Raw genomic sequence first — 16,390 nt, 5'->3', positions numbered from 1 at the left:
TGCGGAGCTAAACAATCTCAAAAAGATTAATCTTCAATTAATCTCTCGCTTTTTATATAATGAATTACATATTCAAACCTTATCAAACTCAGGAAGGAGAAACTACAATGGAAAACTTTTATATGTTTGTTCTTATGTGTATTTTTTTTATCATTTTACCCGGTCCCGATACTGCAATCACTACAAAAAATACGGTCACCGCTGGGAAATCCGGGGGCCTTAAAACACTTTTTGGTATTTGTTGTGCCCTTCTTATCCATACGTCTGCTGCTGTATTAGGACTTTCCGCCATCATTGTGAAATCCGCATTAATATTTTCTGTCTTTAAATATGTGGGGGCTGTTTACTTAATTTATCTGGGTGTTAAGACATTATGGTCTTTAAAGAACAAGGAAGTAGCAGCAAGTGCTGAGATGAATACAAAAAGCAAGTTTGCTAGTACATCTTGTTTTAAACAAGGGTTCCTTACCAATCTCTTAAATCCCAAAATTGCGATTCTTTTTTTAACCTTTTTCCCTCAATTTGTTGACCCTGGAAGCAATACTTTTTTACCGTTTGTTATTATGGGTACCACTTATACTGTCTTGACCGTGCTTTGGTCAGTACTTTATGTCCATTTAATTCATCAGATTAGTAATTTTATGAAAAAACCAAAAACACAAAATATTATTGAAGGACTCACGGGAACCATACTGATAGGCTTTGGGATCAGACTATTTCTTGAAAAGGCTCATCATTAAAAGTTTTATTTTTAGGTAAATTTCTAAATACTCAAAAAAGCTTACTCGTCGAGTAAGCTTAACCTCTATAAACACTATCACATGTTCCAGGTTTTGGTTCATAAAAACAATGTTCTTTAAATTGTCCAGATTGAGGTGAACCATACCATGTTGGAGGGCATGGTACATGTGGATTAAAATACCAAAGCGCATATTTTCCTGGGTGGTCTCTCCAGTAATCCAAATTTTGTTTTGCTAATCTTCTCTCAGCAGTCCTTGATCGTTGATAAAATACATTCCCTTTTTGAACTGCCTCAAAGGAATAATTTCCACCTTGAACTTGATAAATTACTTGCGGAACTGTCCTTAGTCCTTTAAAGTCTAAACAATTTGCTACAAGTCGGTTTACAATTACATTACCAACATATAACATTCCTTGTTGTCCTTCACCCTCGGCCTCAGCTCTCATCATCCTTGCCATTAAGTCAACATCTGAAAATTGTAATGAGATGGTAAAATAGGTATAAAGATTGTGAAAAGAAGAAACGAAGGAGTTTAGCTTTAATTTGATTTATAAGGGGGATTAATAATGAAAAGGATTTGCATTCAATGTCAAACTGAAATGATAAACGATTGTAAAATAAATGTTGAATATGACTTATCTGGAATTACGATTAAACAAAAGCGTAAAGGACTATTCAAAAGTGCTTCTGCAAGGACTAAAGCATCTGTATGTCCAAATTGCGGTTTTGTGGCTCTTTATATTGAAGAGTACGAAAAATTTAATAAATAATTAATATAAAGGACGTCCAAAAAGCTAGACTTTTTGGACACCTTCATTTACACAACTTACATTGTACTAATGTCAATTACGAATCGATACTTCACATCTGAAGCTAAGACGCGTTGGTAGGCTTCGTCAATTTGGTCTGCGGAAATTACTTCAATCTTAGGAACAATGTTATGTTTTGCACAGAAGTCCAACATTTCCTGAGTCTCACGGATTCCTCCAATCATTGACCCTGCAAATGAACGGCGATGACCGATAAGGGAGAACACATTTAATGAAAGTGGCTCTGCTGGCGCACCGACGTTGACCATTGTGCCATCCAGTGCTAGTAACGAAAGGTAGGCGCTAATATCAATCTTAGCACTTACTGTATTTACGATAAGATCGAATGTTCCTGTAAGTTTTTGGAATGTTTCTGGATCGCTTGTGGCATAGTAGTTGTCTGCTCCTAATTGCAGGCCATCGTCCTTTTTCTTCAATGATTGTGAAAGAACGGTAACCTCAGCACCCATGGCATGCGCAATTTGGACAGCCATATGACCCAGACCGCCCAAACCAACAACCGCTACTTTCTTACCTGGTCCCGCCTCCCAATGGTTTAGTGGTGAAAATGTCGTAATACCTGCGCAAAGTAAAGGTGCTGCGGCATCAAGCCCAATGCTATCAGGAATCCTGACTACAAAGTTCTCCGTTACGACGATGTGGGTAGAATAGCCACCTTGTGTAGGCTCGCCGTATTTGTCGACACCAGCGTAAGTAGGGACATTTCCTTTCAGGCAGTATTGTTCCTCTCCTTTACGGCAGTTCTCACAATCCCCACAGGAATCAACCATACATCCAACCCCTACCCGATCACCAACCTTGTACTTTGTGACCTCTGCTCCTACTTCCGTGACAATTCCCGCAATCTCGTGACCCGGTACGAGTGGATAATTCACGGGGCCCCATTCGCCGTGCGCCGTATGGATGTCAGAATGGCAAATCCCTGCATATTTAATTTCAATCAGAACATCACGGGAATCAAGATCGCGTCTTTTAATTTCAGCCGCTCGAAACGGTTTGTCTGGACCATCAACAGCTCGTGCTTTAGCAGTTACCATTAATAAAACCTCCAATAATTTATATTTTTTCAAGAGGATTCACTTTAAACGAGACTCATTCATGTTCAAATTCCCCATCTATCATATTTACCCTCTTCTCTCCCCTTGCAAAACAATCTTAATCCTTAGAGTTAACTCTAGGTCAAGTAAAATAATCGAATAAATTTTAGCCTTTTAATTTCCCTTTTTATGTATACGTGACCTTTGACTTTAAGCATTTAGCATGCTAAAATCCTCCCTATCCTAGAGTTAACTCGAAGTGCATATCAAAAAGGATGGGAGATAAATGATGAAGACTTATTCTATCAGCGAAGTTGCAAAAGAATTAAACCTTACAGTATATACCTTGCGTTACTACGACAAGGAGGGTCTTATTCCTTTTGTAGAACGAACACCTAGCGGAATACGAATGTTTAAAGAATCCGATATCGGCGCTCTAAAAGTAATTGAATGTCTAAAATCCACTGGGATGCCGATTAAAGAGATTAAAAATTTTATTGATTGGTGTTCTGATGGGGATTCAACTTTGCAACAACGATATGACATGTTTATGGAACGAAAAGCGAATGTAGAAGCACAAATGGAAGAACTAAAAAAAACCATGGAAGTCATCGAGCATAAATGCTTATATTACAAGACTGCATTGGATGCCGGCACGGAAAATATTCATAAAAATGATAAAATAGAAGTTTCTACTATTAATTAGGGCTCACAGTATTGTGGGACATTTCTCCTTAAATGTTAATGTATTTAAAACCATCTAAAGAAAAAAAGCCGAGCATCCCAATTCAAACTAAGATGCTCGGCTTTTTCGATTGAAAATATTTAAACTAAACCTGCATAGCCACATCCTTGGTATCCATCCCTAATTCAATAGATAAAAAATTTCAATTTACCGAAGAAAATTCTCAATGACGGTAATTTGTTCTTTAGTATTTAATGCTGGGGCATGACCAAGTTTTGGAATCGTTACCATTTGACAGTTTGGTTTTTGCTTCATTTTTTCTGCAACATCGAGAGGTAGAACGTCGGATATTTCTCCTCGAATGAGTAATATTTTTGATTGAATTGCTTTCCAGTAGTTCCATAAGTTTAGATCTTCTGTGTGCTGAAATTGCAAAGCAATGTTTGGATCATAATCAGGACTCACTCCACCCTCATCTCTTCTTCTACATGAGTATTGGGTAAAATCATTCCACTCCTCTTCATTCGAAAGACCAAATGTGGTATAAATGGTTTGATAATACTTCTTTAATTCACTAAAGGTTTTAAATTGCGGTGGATTCCCTACATAGCTAATAATTCGTTTAATGCCTTCAATATCCTGTACAGCATTTTCAGAAGCACCTGCTCCAATGTCATTTAAAACTAAATGTGAAATCCGGTTCTGATGATTAGGCGTTCCAGCAATACGCATTCCAATGGCTCCACCCATTGAGGTCCCAACCCATCGGACCCGTTCGATTCCTAAATGGTCCAATAATTGAATCGCCAGGTTACTGTAGTTTTCAAAACAATAGTCCTTTTCAGGGGAAGAACTCCATTGGCTCAATCCCCGCCCAATTGTATCCGGACAAAGGATATAATAGTTTTGGGATAGATGGCGGGCTAAAATATCAAAGTCTCGCCCATTTCGAGTTAAACCGTGCCAACAAACCACAGCTGGTTTCTGTGGATCTCCCCATTCTGTAAAATGAACTTCCATTCCATTAATCATTTCAAACCTAGATCTAGGAGAAGACATAAAACCACCACCATTCATTTTTAATATTCCGACAATTAAATATTCGATTTACTGGCAAGAATCCCTTCTTCCACCTACTCACAATATCTTTGAAATGGGAATTTGTTTCCAATTTTTTTCATAAAACGTCGGTATTTGTAGAACTTTATTTTGTAATTTTTGAAAAAATTGTAATATAATTTACATATCGTTTATAGATAAAGGCAAACTTTTCGAAAGATTGGGACGCAAAGCTTCGGGTCTAAGGTTTAAAACTATGATGGCTGGGCTGCCTAAAATAGGACTTATTTTAGGAGGCTAGATTATGAAAAAAATCAATTTGGAATATGCAATACTAGATCAAGACTGGGGAGTTCAAGAACTAGACGATTGTATTCGTCTTCTTATTGATGTGAAATTAAATTTGGATAAAATGGACTTAGAGCCTGAAGTGAAGAATGCCTTCCCTTACTTTCATTTAATTGTTGATCTTTATCCAAACGGATATATTAACTATGAAATGTATCATCATTTTAGTAATTTAAAATTTAAAAGATTTTCGTTATATAGTTGCTGTGGACAAAAAGATGGAATGGTTTGTTCGTTCTTTAATCAATATGCAGCGGAAGTTTTTTGCGAAGTTCTAAAAAAAGAGGAGAAGATTAAGCACTTCTTTACTTGGCATCTTTCTAATAACAAAAAGAGTGTTAACCAATAATATTACAATGGTCCTGAATGGAGTTTTTTGATTTCTTAATATGATGGATGTTGTTAGAAGAGCTGCCAAAATTGGCAGCTCTGATTTTTCTATATAGCATCCTTTTTCCTTCAACCATATTTCAACAAAATAAAATTTTTATGAAGTTCCCTTTCATTTATTGAAATCCTGACAGCTAAGTCTTCCGTTCTTAAAACAAAATCTTTTACTCCAATAAATTCAGATTCAGCAATCAAATAGAATTGTGTTCCCTTTTTTAAACCTTTAAAGTTATTCTTTAACTTATATACCTTCATTATTTTAACTAGTTTCTCCCATAATCTTTATTAACACAGACATTTACACTTTTTTATTGCTTTTTTGAGTCTGCTATCAACAAAAATCCAGTAATGCTCTTCAATTAGAATCAAATCTTATTCTAGAAAAAATACAATTTTACCATTTATTTATCAATACAATCTTTCCAATTGCTTTATTAGATTCCAAAAAAGTATGTGCTTCATTTACTTGATCAAAATCAAAAACCGTTTCATCTACTAAAGGCTGAAGTTTCCCTTCCTCTACAAGATTCGTTACTTTTCGTAATATGTTCCCATATTCCTGCCTTTTTTCCTTATTCATAATTTTTAAAATCATAAAGGTAATATGTAATGATAGTGCCTTAGCATGCAGAGGTGACAAATCATGCGTTGAGCGCGCTGCGATGGATAATACGGTTCCGTAAGTGGCAGCAGCTTGGAAAGATCGATCAAGGTTTTCGCCACCGACCGTATCGAACACAATGTCAAACCCTTTACCATCTGTATGCTCTTTTACATACTCCTCCACTGACTGTTCTCGATAATTAATGGCCACATCTGCACCTAAACGCTGTCCAATGTTTAATTTTTCCTCAGATGAAGCTGTAGTATATACTTTTGCTCCAGCTACCTTTGCGAGTTGAATGGCGACATGACCTACCCCGCCTGTAGCTCCATGAATAAGGACCGTTTGGCCGTTTTGAATATTCGCACGATTATAAAGTGACTCCCATGCTGTAATCGTTACGAGAGGAAGCGCCGCTGCTTGTGCCATCGTTAAATTTTTTGGTTTAACAGCTAGAAGCTGCACATCCGCAAGCATATATTCAGTTAGGGCACCGTCTGTTCCTTTCACACCACCTGCGCAACCAAAGACTTCATCACCAATCTTGAACTCTGATACTCCGTCTCCAACCTCTACAACTACTCCAGATACATCGCCGTGTAATATCGCTGGAAATTCTGGTGCAATTGCAGATACCGCTCCAGACCGAACTTTTGTATCAATTGGATTTACACTTGTTGCTTTTACATGAATAACAACATGCCCAGGAATTGCTTCAGGCTTATGAACCATAGCCATCTCAAAAACAGATGGATCACCAAATTTTTTAATCACTTGTGCTTTCATTTGAAATCACTCCTCCCCTATCATTTTACATTAAGTATTTAATGTAGTTAAAATAATATGAACTATATTTATATAACGTATTTTCTGTTAAAAGCAAAAATCTCATCAACCGCTTGGTGATATCCACCCGATTTTTGAATCGATTCTCTTATAGTTGAAGCACCTTTAAGGAAAGATGGATCGTTTAACACATGATCTGCGGCATCACGAAGTTGATTAGCAGTCAAGCCTTGCATTGGTAATGTAATACCGGCTCCGAGATTGGCCACCTGCCCGGCAATAATCGGCTGGTCCGCGCTTTGTGGGATTACAATGAGTGGAACCCCGTAGTAGAAACTCTCATTGGTACTATTCATTCCACCATGTGTGATAAATAATTTACTCTGTTTTAGCACTTCCGTTTGTGGAACATAATTTTTTACAATAAAGTTTTGAGGGATGTCTCCTAAATCAATTAATGGAGTTTGCTTCCCTATGGACATGACAACCGTTTGATCGCTATTTCCAAATGCAGCAAAACAAAGTTTATAAAAATCAATGGCACGGTTAAAAACTGTCCCAAGAGAAATGTAAATGGGACTTTTTCCTTTGATCGTATCAAGGTCAAAGTCATCCTGCATTAATCGTGTGGAGATGGAAGGACCTATAAATTTGAAAGTTTGGTCGAATGCTTCTCCAGAAGGTTGAAACTCTCTAGTTGTATAGACGATTGTGAGTGGGGCTGGATTACAAAAAACTTCGTAAGGAGAAGCAATCTCGACATCATATTTTTCCTTTATCATAGCTGTCAGGCGTTGATATTCATCATTAATTTCCTTAGCCGTTTCTGTAGGAATATTTTTTGAAAGCCGTTCCAGGAGTTTATCGAATGATTCCTTTGTCTCCGCAAAGGATGTACAAGAATTGATGGACGGAAGATTTAGGATTTGGGCAAGTAAACGTCCACAACCAAACATGGAATCATGGATGATGTAATCAAAATGCTCACCTTCAATCTGTTCAAGCACACTAGGTATAACAATATCTGCCGTATGTAGAAGACCGTTAATCCTTTCTGGTAAATAACTTCTACCACCTTTGATAAAGGCCTGTATAAATTTTTGACCGTCCAACGTACGCACTGTTGCTCCCGTCTTCTCAATCCGCTCTCGAAAATCTTCAATTGTAAAGTACACGACCTCTTCCCCACACGAAACAAGTTCTTGTACAACTCCAATCGTTGGATTGATATGCCCTTCTGAACCGGCATTAATAAATAATACACGTGCCATTTCTTCACTCCTCATTAGGTTTTGAATCAAAATACTGTTTCATCTTCATAAAGTCATCAGGCGTGTCAACATCCGCTCCCCACATTGGATTGTCAAATGAAACAATCTTCATTACGTGCTTATATTTTTTGATAATGCTATGACCGCCACTATCCCCCTCAATTGTATGGAATTCGTTAAATAATTCTGCATCCATTAAGACCGGATGGCCTAATTCGCCTTGATATTCTGGGCGGACAATCCGAATTCCTTCTTTCCTGCTTGCTTCATAATTTTCCATTAAGGATTGGATGACTGTTCTAGAAACAAGCGGCTGATCCGCAAGGAAAATTATAACAGCATCCACCTGTTCTTTGATAGATTGGATTCCTAGTTTTAGGGAAGTGGACATCCCAGCAGCATAATTCTGGTTAAAAATGATCTGTATTTCTGGAAAGTCCATAGTATGTTGATGGATTTCTTCTATATATTTACCGGCAACCAAGATGATCGGATCCAAAGAGCTTTCAACGACTGGTCCAAGGACATAACGAAAAAGAGGTTTGCCATGTATGGATAGTAATAATTTAGGTTCACCCATTCGTTTAGACATACCTGCAGCGAGTATAATTGCACCAATTTTATGCATGAATTTTCACTTTACCATGCAAAGGCATAGGATTTCTCCCGTTTCTAACGACCATTAGTTCAGATACAATACATAAAGATACTTCTTCCATCGTTTCAGCTCCTATATCCCAAGTCATACAATTTGAGCGCTGATATTCATATCTGTATTAGTTTAAACTTTAGATTATTATAATGCATTTTTTTGTTTATTTGGTGATTCGAATAAGATTGATTAAAAAATTGATGGAGAACTAAGATCTTCAAGTAACCTGCTACGTTAGATCAACAAGATTAAAACAGTATTGTCAAACTTATCTGTAAAAATGACAAATTTATGAATCTGGAAAAAACTCTTTTCAATTTCAGTTTTAATTGATATTATTCCTATTAAATCAGTAGGAATAGTGGGTGTTATTAAAATGTCTTTGTATGAAAAATTACCAAGTGATTTTTTGATTCAATTTTATTATGAAGTGAAGAAAATGATTTCAAAAGGATTAGTTTCTAAAAATATGTACTATGAATTAGGACTAATAATTGCCGCTGCGTCAAGTAGAGGGATACTATTGGATAAGCCAAAAGATTTTGAACAACACATTGTCCACGAATTATTAATGGAATAAAGTAATTAGAATTCCGCCGTGATTGAAGTAAATAGTTAATCGTAAGAAGTCTTTCATTAAACAATCAAAAAAGCCGCTGATAAAAATCAGTGGCTTTCTTCAGCTATAGAACCCGTTAGATTAAGTGTTAAATATTATTGTTGATTTATAATCTATAAAATACCTTAAATTAGGTGACGTGCATTATTAATGCCTTATTTCATAATCTGTATTTAGAGGTGATGCATATATATTAATAAATAAGATGTAAACTGGATACAGAATGCCAGACCCATAAATCAGAAGGCTAAATCTCGGAAATAGTTCTACGCCTACATTAATAGGAAAAACAACAGGGAAAAAGGAGAAAAAAAGAATAAAATATGGCAGCCACAAAAGGAGTGACAAATAGCTGTATTTTCTACTTGTATTCCATTTTTTTGTTAAGTAAATGAATAAGATTGTCGAAAGTAGAAGTCCAATAACATTAATAACAGCAATTACAATGTAAACATTATCCCATTCCCAGCCAGTTACCATACTAATATGAGATACATTTATTATGAGTTCGATTGCTATAAACAACGCTATTGCGTATAACACACTAATAATATTTAACTTTATAAAAAACTTCATCATATACCTCCTTAATAAAGAAACAGCAACACCTCTGAGTTAAGTTCTTTATTCAATTATAATCATTCTTAAAGGAACCTGCCACGTTATAGGACAAGAAAATGACCGTTGCAGCGATCATCGTCCTTAACAAAGCACCCATTTTCAGTTTTAATTGAGAATAGGGAATTAATTTAGCTTTCGCCATTTCTTAAACCAAACAAGAAATGTATGAATAAAATCGTAATCTTGTCCGAACGTGGTCGTCTTCGGACAGCATTCGTAATTTCAAAGGCAATCATGTCTGAACAGCGATCGTCTTCGGACAGCTCTTGTTATTTCAAAGGCACTCATGTCCGAACATTGGTCGTCTTCGGACAGCTTTCGTGATTTCAAAGGCACTCATGTCTGAACAGCGATCGTCTTCGGACAGCTCTTGTTATTTCAAAGGCACTCATGTCCGAACATTGGTCTTCTTCGGACAGCTTTCGTGATTTCAAAGGCACTCATGTCTGAACAGCGATCGTCTTCGGTCAGCTCTTGTGATTTCAAAGTCACTCATGTCCGAACATTGGTCGTCTTCGGACAGCTTTCGTGATTTCAAAGGCACTCATGTCTGAACAGCGATCGTCTTCGGACAGCTTTCGTAATTTCAAAGGCAATCTTGTCCGAACTTCGCTCGTCTTTGGACAGTTATCGTAATTTTAAAGGCAATCATGTCCGAACTTCGATCGTCTTTGGACAGTTATCGTAATTTTAAAGGCAATCATGTCCGAACTTCGATCGTCTTCGGACTGCTCTCGTGATTTCATAGGCAATTATGTCCGAACATTGGTCCTCTTCGGACAACTTTCGTGATTTCATAGGAAATCTTGTCTGAACAGCGATCGTCTTCGGACAGCTTTCGTAATTTAAAAGGCAATCATGTCCGAACTTCGGTCGTCTTTGGACAGCTCTCGTAATTTTATAGGCAATCTTGTCCGAACATTGGTCCTCTTCGGACAGCTTTCGTAACTTCAAAGGCATTCATGTCCGAACATTGGTCCTCTTCGGACAGCTTTCGTAACTTCAAAGGCATTCATGTCCGAACATTGGTCCTCTTCGGACAGCTTTCGTAACTTCAAATGCATTCATGTCCGAACTTCGGTCGTCTTCGGACAGCTTTCGTAACTTCAAAGGCAATCATGTCCGAATTATAATTCCTTCTGTAAATCGCTTCCGAAAACAGCCAATATTTTTTAGAAAAACTACCTTTTCTATATTAACCTTTATCTCTAAACAAGTTTTTTGTGGTTTTTAAACATTGAAAAAGAACTAATGTTCGTATATAATATTTCTTAGGCCCCTACCGAGCTGTTAGCCTAAGTTAATGTTAAAGGAGACTGTGCAATGATTAAACCTTATTTAATGTTCAATAGAGAATGTGCAGAGGCTTTTGAATGGTATCAAAAAGCTTTTGATGGCGAAATGATTTTAATGCAAAAATACGGTGAGATGCCGCCAGACCCTAATTTTCCAATTTCTGAAAGCGATAAAAACCTTGTCCTTCATGCACAATTGAAATTAACCGATTCAGGCATCATTATGGGTTCGGATGGAAAACGGGACATTCCAAACGGAGAGAAAGTGGTCATCAGTGTTGAGCTTGACTCTGAAGAGCAAGCGAAAAAGGCATGGAATGTCCTTGCAGATGGTGGATCTGTTTTTATGGATCTTCAACCAACATTCTTTGCCAAACTGCATGGTTCTGTAAAGGACAAATATGGTGTTAGTTGGATGTTTACAGTGAATAGATAGGGAAATCGCATCATACATCAGAGCTGAAGATCCTTTCTTCAGCTCTATTGCTTGTTCATGCATATTAAGTCAAATTGGATTATCATCCACTTATTTTCTTCCACTTAAAATCATTGCATTACCTAATACTTTTTTGTTCAATAAGAGCTTGGGCAATTTCATTTCATTCGCAAGTTTGTAGCTATTCAATTCAGATTCCCCATGTTTCTTTAAGACATTTAACAGCTCACTTTGATCCCCAAATATTTTTTCATCCATAAACAAATCTAAGAAAACAAATTCACCACCAGGTCTTAAAACTCTTAATGCCTCTTTAATTACTTCAGTTTTATTACTTTGATCTTTTACTTCATGAAAAGTTAAACAACTGACAATTACGTCAAATTCATCATCATTAAAAGGAAGCGCTGAAGCACTTGCTTTCAGAAAGTCAATTCTATCAAAGACCCCTTCTATTTCAGCATTCTGTTGGCATTGAGCTTTCGAATATTCCCAATTCCCGCCCCAATAATCAATTCCCGTTAAATAGGAATTTGGAAAAGTCTTTGCCAGTTTAATAATCAGGGAACCACTTCCTGTCCCTATATCTAGAATGTTTCCCTTTTTAGCCGCATTCACCTTGGAAACTATTAAATCATGAATTTTGGACTGATAATTTCCCCCGACTGGTGCGAATTGGTAAACAGAATAAGCAAGGATACATGTTATATAAATAAAAGGCAGCGCCAACATTCCGAACAAAACTCGCAGAAATATAGGAACAGGGAATAATGTACTCAAGAGAAGACTAAGTGAAATAACCACAAAAATTAGTAGTTTGTAAATTCGAATCCAGGTTTGGTATTTTGTTTTTGTTTTTGTTTTCAAGTTATCAGCTATCCTTAATCATCTATTTTTTGTTTGTTATTATTATAAAGGAAATGAATCATCCTTTGTTTAATCTTTATAGAAATTCTTAACTAATTCGTGCATTGTGACAGGCGAACTTGCACTTTCGTATAATGAAATTGGAAACACTATTTAGATCAAACATAAGATGGTGAAACTGGAATGAAAATAAATTTATCAGAGAATCAAATGGCCGAAATAAAACGAATCATTCAAAAAGAACTTTTGATCAAAGGAATAGTACCAACAGATGACTATCTATTTATCCACTGTTTTTCAAAACTACAGAAAGAAACCGTCTATTTTCATTTGTTCATTGAAAATGATACGTTGATCCTCCGCTGCTATGCACGCTTGTTTGACAACCTTGGCCTGAGCGTGTTGGTCAGAACTACAGCAAAAAATGTATTCGAATATCTGGAATACCAAACCGGGTATCAAAAAACAATTTATCTTGAAAACGGGATCGAGGTAAAAATTTAAAAAAGAAGGCCAACTCAAATCATTGAAATTCCTTTTATCATAGTATTTCCGAAAACACTCGAACATTGGAATAAGAAAAAGCGTCTCCACTTTTTGTAGAAACGCATCCGTTACTTCCATTTAAAAAACATTTTTCTAATATATACGCTTTTTGTTTACTAAAAACGTGACCAAAGCAGCAATGATTAACACCGGAATTGCATAAATTTGTCCAACATACAATTTCCAGCTCACCGTATTATAGCCTTCTGATGCAGGAACTATGACTGAAATGATACAAACAATTAAGTAGGCTAATAATGGCGGAATTAAATTTTTCATTTGAACACCATCCTTAGTGTAATTTTACACTAATCATAACAAATATAATCAATATTGTAAATATTTCCTAAAAAAAAGACCATCCTTAGGATGATCTTTACACGCGCTTTGATCCAATATATCTAGGATGCCAATAAGAGTTATTTGTGTTGGTAATAATGACTCCTTTTGAAGAGGATGCCATTATCATTTTCCCGTATCCAATATAAATGGCTACATGGGTTGGGGCACTGGCTTTGGTCGGTGCGTAGAATAGTAAATCGCCAATCTGCAGATTAGATGGTCGATATCCGTTACCATAGTACATTTGGGCAGCCGTGCGATTAAGTGTTCTTCCCGCTTTTCCGTAGGAATACTTCACAAGACCTGAACAGTCAAATCCGCTTGGCGACATCCCGCCCCATCGGTATGGAACCCCTAGATTAGATTTAGCAATCGAAATCGCTGCAGTATGATAATTATAAGTTGCTGCTTCCGCTTTTTCACCCTTGGCGGCGAACAAAGAGCCACAAGAAGCTAAGATGGTAAAGGCTATGATGAATTTCTTTAGCATGATTGTTTCCTCCTAGTGTGAGTTGATAGATTCACTATACTAGAAAGGTATAACAGACTCATCACAGCAATATGTTAATTTTATTACAAAAGTAATTCTACTATAACTTTCTTGATCCTTAATAGAAATTAGAGATTGAATTTCTATATAAAAAAGTTGGTGCATACAATTGCACCGGACTTTTTCACATCACCAGACGCCAACCAATGGTGCCCTACCCTAACTGGCGTTTAAACGCATTACAGGCGAAGAAGTAAGCGATAATCATTATGCCGAAGCACCAGGCAAGCGCAATCCAGATACCATTGCCAACAGACCCGTCATACAAGAGGGCACGAATTGCATTTACGATGGAAGTCACGGGCTGGTTTTCAGCGAACGCACGGACAATTTTAGGCATGGTTTCGGTGGGGACAAAGGCAGAACTGATAAATGGCAGGAAAATCAGCGGGTAGGAGTAGGCTGTCGCCCCTTCTATAGATCTTGCAGTCAAACCGGGAATGACTGCCAGCCATGTCAATGCCAGCGTAAATAGCCCGAGTATCCCAGCTACCGCCAGCCAATCCAGTATATCTGCGCTGGTTCGGAAGCCCATCAAGAGCGCAACAAGGATAACCACCACTACAGTAAGCGCATTGGAAACAAGCGAGGTCAATACATGAGCCCACAAAACCGATGAGCGCTTGATGGGCATAGTAATGAAACGCGCCATCAGCCCGCACTTTACATCCGTAAAAAGCCGTACGGAAGTGTATGCGACGCCGGATGCTATTGCCATCAGCAAGATACCCGGCAATAAATAATTGACATAGTTGTCTGTGCCCGACTCTATGGCGCCGCCAAAAACGTAGACAAACAGCAGCAGCATCATAATCGGCGTAATCGCCACCGTGATAATCGTATCCGGGCTGCGCAGAATGTTGCGCATTAAACGCCCAAGTAATACCCCAGTATTGCTTTTCATTTACCTCTCCTCCTTTTTGTCAATGATCGCGAGGAAAATTTCCTCCAATGTCGGCTGCTTTTCGATGTACTCTACTTTCGCTGGCGGGAACATCTCTTTGAGTTCGGTCAGCGTACCGGTTGTGATGATTTTCCCCCCATGCAGGATGGCGATCCGGTCCGCCAGATGTTCGGCTTCCTCCAAGTATTGGGTTGTCAGTAAGATAGTCGTGCCACCGCCGGCAAGCTCCTTGACGGTATCCCAGACTTCGATTCGAGCTTCAGGGTCAAGCCCTGTCGTCGGTTCGTCTAGAAAAATGACTGCTGGCGTCCCGATCAGGCTCATGGCGATGTCAAGGCGGCGCTTCATCCCTCCGGAATATGTGTCCGCCCGCCGGTTGGCCGCGTCACGCAGGCTGAATCTTGCAAGCAGATTGTCGGCGACTTGAGCGGGATTAGAAACTCCCCGCAACTTGGCGATCATCACCAGGTTTTCCCTACCTGTGAGCATTCCGTCTAAAGCAGCGAACTGCCCCGTCAGGCTAATGCTCTGGCGAACTTGATCTGGTTGACGCTGAAGGTCGAAGCCGCTAATACCAACCTCGCCTCCATCAGGCTTCACCAGCGTCGTGAGGATGTTAACCGTCGTCGTCTTGCCTGCTCCATTTGAGCCCAGCAGTGCAAAAATTTCGCCACGCCGGACCTCAAAATCAACCCCCTGTAGGATTTCCTTGTCTTTAAAGGATTTTTTTAACCCTTTTATAGAAATCGCTGCATTGTTCATACTTTCTTCCTCCTTATAAAATGCGCTAGATTGCCTATCCTTCTCTACTCAGTCTGACAGATATTCTGTATTACTTACTACTGACTTAAAAATATAACTGAATAGTGAAGGTGACACAATACATTTGTAACCAGCTATTCAGCAGGAATGATCTATTGAATTTACTTTTTTCCCAAACGGTTTTTGATACTCTGATTCAAATCTTCACGATACTTCGCGAAATAGGTTCTAGCGTTGGCCACTAGTTCATCGGCAAAGGAAGCCACGTCGTCACCAGTGATTTCCAGCACTTGTCTGTTTTCTGCCGCACCAGCTTCGAACAGCTCGATTAATTCATACTGCATATGCAGCATATCCATCCCGTTGCCCGCTGAGAAATTCCACATGTAGTTTTGAATTTTCTTAAATACAAACTGGTAGTCCTCTGGCAGGGCTTCAACCCGTGCCATCATCATTTTGTACTCTTTTTTATCACCAATCATTTTTTTGAACATTTCCAACATGTTATTTTTCCTCCTTTTTTATATAACTGAACTAGACACGCAATTTATTGGACGAAATATCTTATGAACCTAGTTTGACTTTAAGACATTGATTTTCGATGAGACAAAATCCCATTTTTTCCAAAACAATTCAAGTTCCTGGCGGCCAGCCTCATTAAGTGAGTAAAACTTGCGGGGCGGCCCCATATCTGATGGTTTTTTTTCTATGTTCACAAGTTTTTTCTTTTCTAATCGCACGAGGATCGTGTAAACTGTCCCTTCTACGACTTCGGTAAACCCGAGTTCATTTAGGCGGCGGGTAATCTCGTAGCCATAGGTTTCATGGCGGCTGATGATTTCCAGCACGCAGCCTTCTAGCGAACCCTTCAGCATTTCAGTTAAATTTTCCATATACAGCTCCTCCTTTACCTCCTCCGTATTGTCAAAACTTTTATATTAAAAAAGTTAATAATCCTTGATTTAAAGGGATTTAAATGCAAAAAACTTGCCACCCCCGTGAAATTAGGTTAAAAGTGAGGTTACCACACCGAACACCTAATCC

Annotated in this window: 21 protein-coding genes and 1 riboswitch; of the genes, 7 read left to right on the top strand and 14 right to left on the bottom strand. The window is 38.1% G+C overall.

Annotation, left to right across the window (positions count from 1 at the left end; all coding sequences use genetic code 11):
* The first annotated feature begins 107 nt into the window (after positions 1–107).
* Positions 108–740: a LysE family translocator gene (locus tag M3610_RS23720; protein WP_251463103.1), complete on the top strand. Its 633-nt coding sequence runs from the start codon at positions 108–110 to the stop codon at positions 738–740.
* A 58-nt stretch (positions 741–798) separates the two neighbouring features.
* On the opposite strand, the gene M3610_RS23715 is transcribed toward M3610_RS23720, so the two are convergent.
* Complete coding sequence (locus M3610_RS23715; RefSeq protein ID WP_251463101.1) at positions 799–1,200, bottom strand: cell wall hydrolase; 402 nt, start codon at positions 1,198–1,200, stop codon at positions 799–801.
* A 108-nt stretch (positions 1,201–1,308) separates the two neighbouring features.
* Between M3610_RS23715 and M3610_RS23710 the strand changes: the two genes are divergently transcribed.
* Positions 1,309–1,512: a hypothetical protein gene (locus tag M3610_RS23710; protein WP_251463099.1), complete on the top strand. Its 204-nt coding sequence runs from the start codon at positions 1,309–1,311 to the stop codon at positions 1,510–1,512.
* A 56-nt stretch (positions 1,513–1,568) separates the two neighbouring features.
* Here the strand turns inward: M3610_RS23710 and M3610_RS23705 are convergent, their stop codons facing one another.
* Positions 1,569–2,609, bottom strand: coding sequence for an NAD(P)-dependent alcohol dehydrogenase (locus tag M3610_RS23705; RefSeq protein WP_251463097.1), 1,041 nt, complete (start codon positions 2,607–2,609; stop codon positions 1,569–1,571).
* A 289-nt stretch (positions 2,610–2,898) separates the two neighbouring features.
* Here M3610_RS23705 and M3610_RS23700 point away from each other — a divergent pair, with 289 nt between their 5' ends.
* Positions 2,899–3,315, top strand: a complete 417-nt coding sequence (locus M3610_RS23700; RefSeq protein ID WP_251463139.1) for a MerR family transcriptional regulator — start codon at positions 2,899–2,901, stop codon at positions 3,313–3,315.
* A gap of 186 nt (positions 3,316–3,501) precedes the next feature.
* On the opposite strand, the gene M3610_RS23695 is transcribed toward M3610_RS23700, so the two are convergent.
* Positions 3,502–4,353, bottom strand: coding sequence for an alpha/beta fold hydrolase (locus M3610_RS23695; protein WP_251463095.1), 852 nt, complete (start codon positions 4,351–4,353; stop codon positions 3,502–3,504).
* 192 nt (positions 4,354–4,545) lie between these two features.
* Positions 4,546–4,629: riboswitch (cyclic di-GMP riboswitch) on the top strand.
* A gap of 28 nt (positions 4,630–4,657) precedes the next feature.
* On the opposite strand from M3610_RS23695, the gene M3610_RS23690 reads away from it, so the two are divergent.
* A complete protein-coding gene (locus tag M3610_RS23690; RefSeq protein ID WP_251463093.1) occupies positions 4,658–5,050 on the top strand; it encodes a hypothetical protein in 393 nt (130 codons plus the stop codon).
* Positions 5,051–5,485: 435 nt separating this feature from the next.
* Here the strand turns inward: M3610_RS23690 and M3610_RS23685 are convergent, their stop codons facing one another.
* The 3 genes from M3610_RS23685 to M3610_RS23675 all read right to left on the bottom strand — a co-directional run bounded on the left by M3610_RS23685 (position 5,486) and on the right by M3610_RS23675 (position 8,380).
* The gene (locus M3610_RS23685; protein WP_251463091.1) at positions 5,486–6,481 is read right to left on the bottom strand and encodes a zinc-dependent alcohol dehydrogenase family protein; all 996 of its coding nucleotides are present in this window, start codon (positions 6,479–6,481) and stop codon (positions 5,486–5,488) included.
* Positions 6,482–6,549: 68 nt separating this feature from the next.
* Positions 6,550–7,752: a macrolide family glycosyltransferase gene (locus M3610_RS23680; protein WP_251463089.1), complete on the bottom strand. Its 1,203-nt coding sequence runs from the start codon at positions 7,750–7,752 to the stop codon at positions 6,550–6,552.
* Between the two features lie 4 nt (positions 7,753–7,756).
* Entirely contained in the window at positions 7,757–8,380 is a 624-nt protein-coding gene (locus M3610_RS23675) for a nucleotidyltransferase family protein (protein ID WP_251463087.1), read from the bottom strand.
* 400 nt (positions 8,381–8,780) lie between these two features.
* Between M3610_RS23675 and M3610_RS23670 the strand changes: the two genes are divergently transcribed.
* Positions 8,781–8,984, top strand: a complete 204-nt coding sequence (locus M3610_RS23670; RefSeq protein WP_251463085.1) for a hypothetical protein — start codon at positions 8,781–8,783, stop codon at positions 8,982–8,984.
* A 667-nt stretch (positions 8,985–9,651) separates the two neighbouring features.
* On the opposite strand, the gene M3610_RS28095 is transcribed toward M3610_RS23670, so the two are convergent.
* Entirely contained in the window at positions 9,652–9,786 is a 135-nt protein-coding gene (locus tag M3610_RS28095) for a hypothetical protein (protein WP_285851466.1), read from the bottom strand.
* A gap of 1,181 nt (positions 9,787–10,967) precedes the next feature.
* On the opposite strand from M3610_RS28095, the gene M3610_RS23665 reads away from it, so the two are divergent.
* A complete protein-coding gene (locus M3610_RS23665) occupies positions 10,968–11,375 on the top strand; it encodes a VOC family protein (RefSeq protein WP_251463083.1) in 408 nt (135 codons plus the stop codon).
* Positions 11,376–11,465: 90 nt separating this feature from the next.
* Here the strand turns inward: M3610_RS23665 and M3610_RS23660 are convergent, their stop codons facing one another.
* Entirely contained in the window at positions 11,466–12,242 is a 777-nt protein-coding gene (locus M3610_RS23660; protein WP_483870114.1) for a class I SAM-dependent methyltransferase, read from the bottom strand.
* Between the two features lie 183 nt (positions 12,243–12,425).
* On the opposite strand from M3610_RS23660, the gene M3610_RS23655 reads away from it, so the two are divergent.
* On the top strand, positions 12,426–12,746 hold the full coding sequence (locus M3610_RS23655) for a hypothetical protein (protein WP_251463081.1): 321 nt from the start codon (positions 12,426–12,428) through the stop codon (positions 12,744–12,746).
* 135 nt (positions 12,747–12,881) lie between these two features.
* Here M3610_RS23655 and M3610_RS23650 read toward each other — a convergent pair whose 3' ends face one another.
* The 6 genes from M3610_RS23650 to M3610_RS23625 all read right to left on the bottom strand — a co-directional run bounded on the left by M3610_RS23650 (position 12,882) and on the right by M3610_RS23625 (position 16,239).
* On the bottom strand, positions 12,882–13,067 hold the full coding sequence (locus tag M3610_RS23650) for a DUF4017 family protein (protein WP_098575487.1): 186 nt from the start codon (positions 13,065–13,067) through the stop codon (positions 12,882–12,884).
* 97 nt (positions 13,068–13,164) lie between these two features.
* Positions 13,165–13,620 (bottom strand): C40 family peptidase, encoded by a 456-nt coding sequence (locus M3610_RS23645; protein WP_098575486.1) that lies wholly within the window; start codon positions 13,618–13,620, stop codon positions 13,165–13,167.
* Positions 13,621–13,834: 214 nt separating this feature from the next.
* Entirely contained in the window at positions 13,835–14,584 is a 750-nt protein-coding gene (locus M3610_RS23640) for an ABC transporter permease (RefSeq protein WP_251463079.1), read from the bottom strand.
* Entirely contained in the window at positions 14,585–15,346 is a 762-nt protein-coding gene (locus M3610_RS23635) for an ABC transporter ATP-binding protein (RefSeq protein WP_251463076.1), read from the bottom strand.
* Between the two features lie 161 nt (positions 15,347–15,507).
* Positions 15,508–15,849, bottom strand: coding sequence for a DUF1048 domain-containing protein (locus M3610_RS23630; protein WP_098575483.1), 342 nt, complete (start codon positions 15,847–15,849; stop codon positions 15,508–15,510).
* A 69-nt stretch (positions 15,850–15,918) separates the two neighbouring features.
* Entirely contained in the window at positions 15,919–16,239 is a 321-nt protein-coding gene (locus M3610_RS23625; RefSeq protein WP_098575482.1) for a PadR family transcriptional regulator, read from the bottom strand.
* Between the last annotated feature and the right edge of the window lie 151 nt (positions 16,240–16,390).

It is taken from the genome of Neobacillus sp. MER 74, assembly GCF_023714155.1.
Note: the sequence above shows the minus strand (reverse complement) of the source record. Positions and strands in the feature narration are given on the sequence as shown.

Coding starts and splice junctions, on each gene's coding strand:
- M3610_RS23720 (WP_251463103.1), top strand. CDS start 108: ATGGAAAACTTTTATATGTTTGTTCTTATGTGTATTTTTTTTATCATT.
- M3610_RS23715 (WP_251463101.1), bottom strand. CDS start 1,200: ATGGCAAGGATGATGAGAGCTGAGGCCGAGGGTGAAGGACAACAAGGA.
- M3610_RS23710 (WP_251463099.1), top strand. CDS start 1,309: ATGAAAAGGATTTGCATTCAATGTCAAACTGAAATGATAAACGATTGT.
- M3610_RS23705 (WP_251463097.1), bottom strand. CDS start 2,609: ATGGTAACTGCTAAAGCACGAGCTGTTGATGGTCCAGACAAACCGTTT.
- M3610_RS23700 (WP_251463139.1), top strand. CDS start 2,899: ATGAAGACTTATTCTATCAGCGAAGTTGCAAAAGAATTAAACCTTACA.
- M3610_RS23695 (WP_251463095.1), bottom strand. CDS start 4,353: ATGTCTTCTCCTAGATCTAGGTTTGAAATGATTAATGGAATGGAAGTT.
- M3610_RS23690 (WP_251463093.1), top strand. CDS start 4,658: ATGAAAAAAATCAATTTGGAATATGCAATACTAGATCAAGACTGGGGA.
- M3610_RS23685 (WP_251463091.1), bottom strand. CDS start 6,481: ATGAAAGCACAAGTGATTAAAAAATTTGGTGATCCATCTGTTTTTGAG.
- M3610_RS23680 (WP_251463089.1), bottom strand. CDS start 7,752: ATGGCACGTGTATTATTTATTAATGCCGGTTCAGAAGGGCATATCAAT.
- M3610_RS23675 (WP_251463087.1), bottom strand. CDS start 8,380: ATGCATAAAATTGGTGCAATTATACTCGCTGCAGGTATGTCTAAACGA.
- M3610_RS23670 (WP_251463085.1), top strand. CDS start 8,781: ATGTCTTTGTATGAAAAATTACCAAGTGATTTTTTGATTCAATTTTAT.
- M3610_RS28095 (WP_285851466.1), bottom strand. CDS start 9,786: ATGGCGAAAGCTAAATTAATTCCCTATTCTCAATTAAAACTGAAAATG.
- M3610_RS23665 (WP_251463083.1), top strand. CDS start 10,968: ATGATTAAACCTTATTTAATGTTCAATAGAGAATGTGCAGAGGCTTTT.
- M3610_RS23655 (WP_251463081.1), top strand. CDS start 12,426: ATGAAAATAAATTTATCAGAGAATCAAATGGCCGAAATAAAACGAATC.
- M3610_RS23650 (WP_098575487.1), bottom strand. CDS start 13,067: ATGAAAAATTTAATTCCGCCATTATTAGCCTACTTAATTGTTTGTATC.
- M3610_RS23645 (WP_098575486.1), bottom strand. CDS start 13,620: ATGCTAAAGAAATTCATCATAGCCTTTACCATCTTAGCTTCTTGTGGC.
- M3610_RS23640 (WP_251463079.1), bottom strand. CDS start 14,584: ATGAAAAGCAATACTGGGGTATTACTTGGGCGTTTAATGCGCAACATT.
- M3610_RS23635 (WP_251463076.1), bottom strand. CDS start 15,346: ATGAACAATGCAGCGATTTCTATAAAAGGGTTAAAAAAATCCTTTAAA.
- M3610_RS23630 (WP_098575483.1), bottom strand. CDS start 15,849: ATGTTGGAAATGTTCAAAAAAATGATTGGTGATAAAAAAGAGTACAAA.
- M3610_RS23625 (WP_098575482.1), bottom strand. CDS start 16,239: ATGGAAAATTTAACTGAAATGCTGAAGGGTTCGCTAGAAGGCTGCGTG.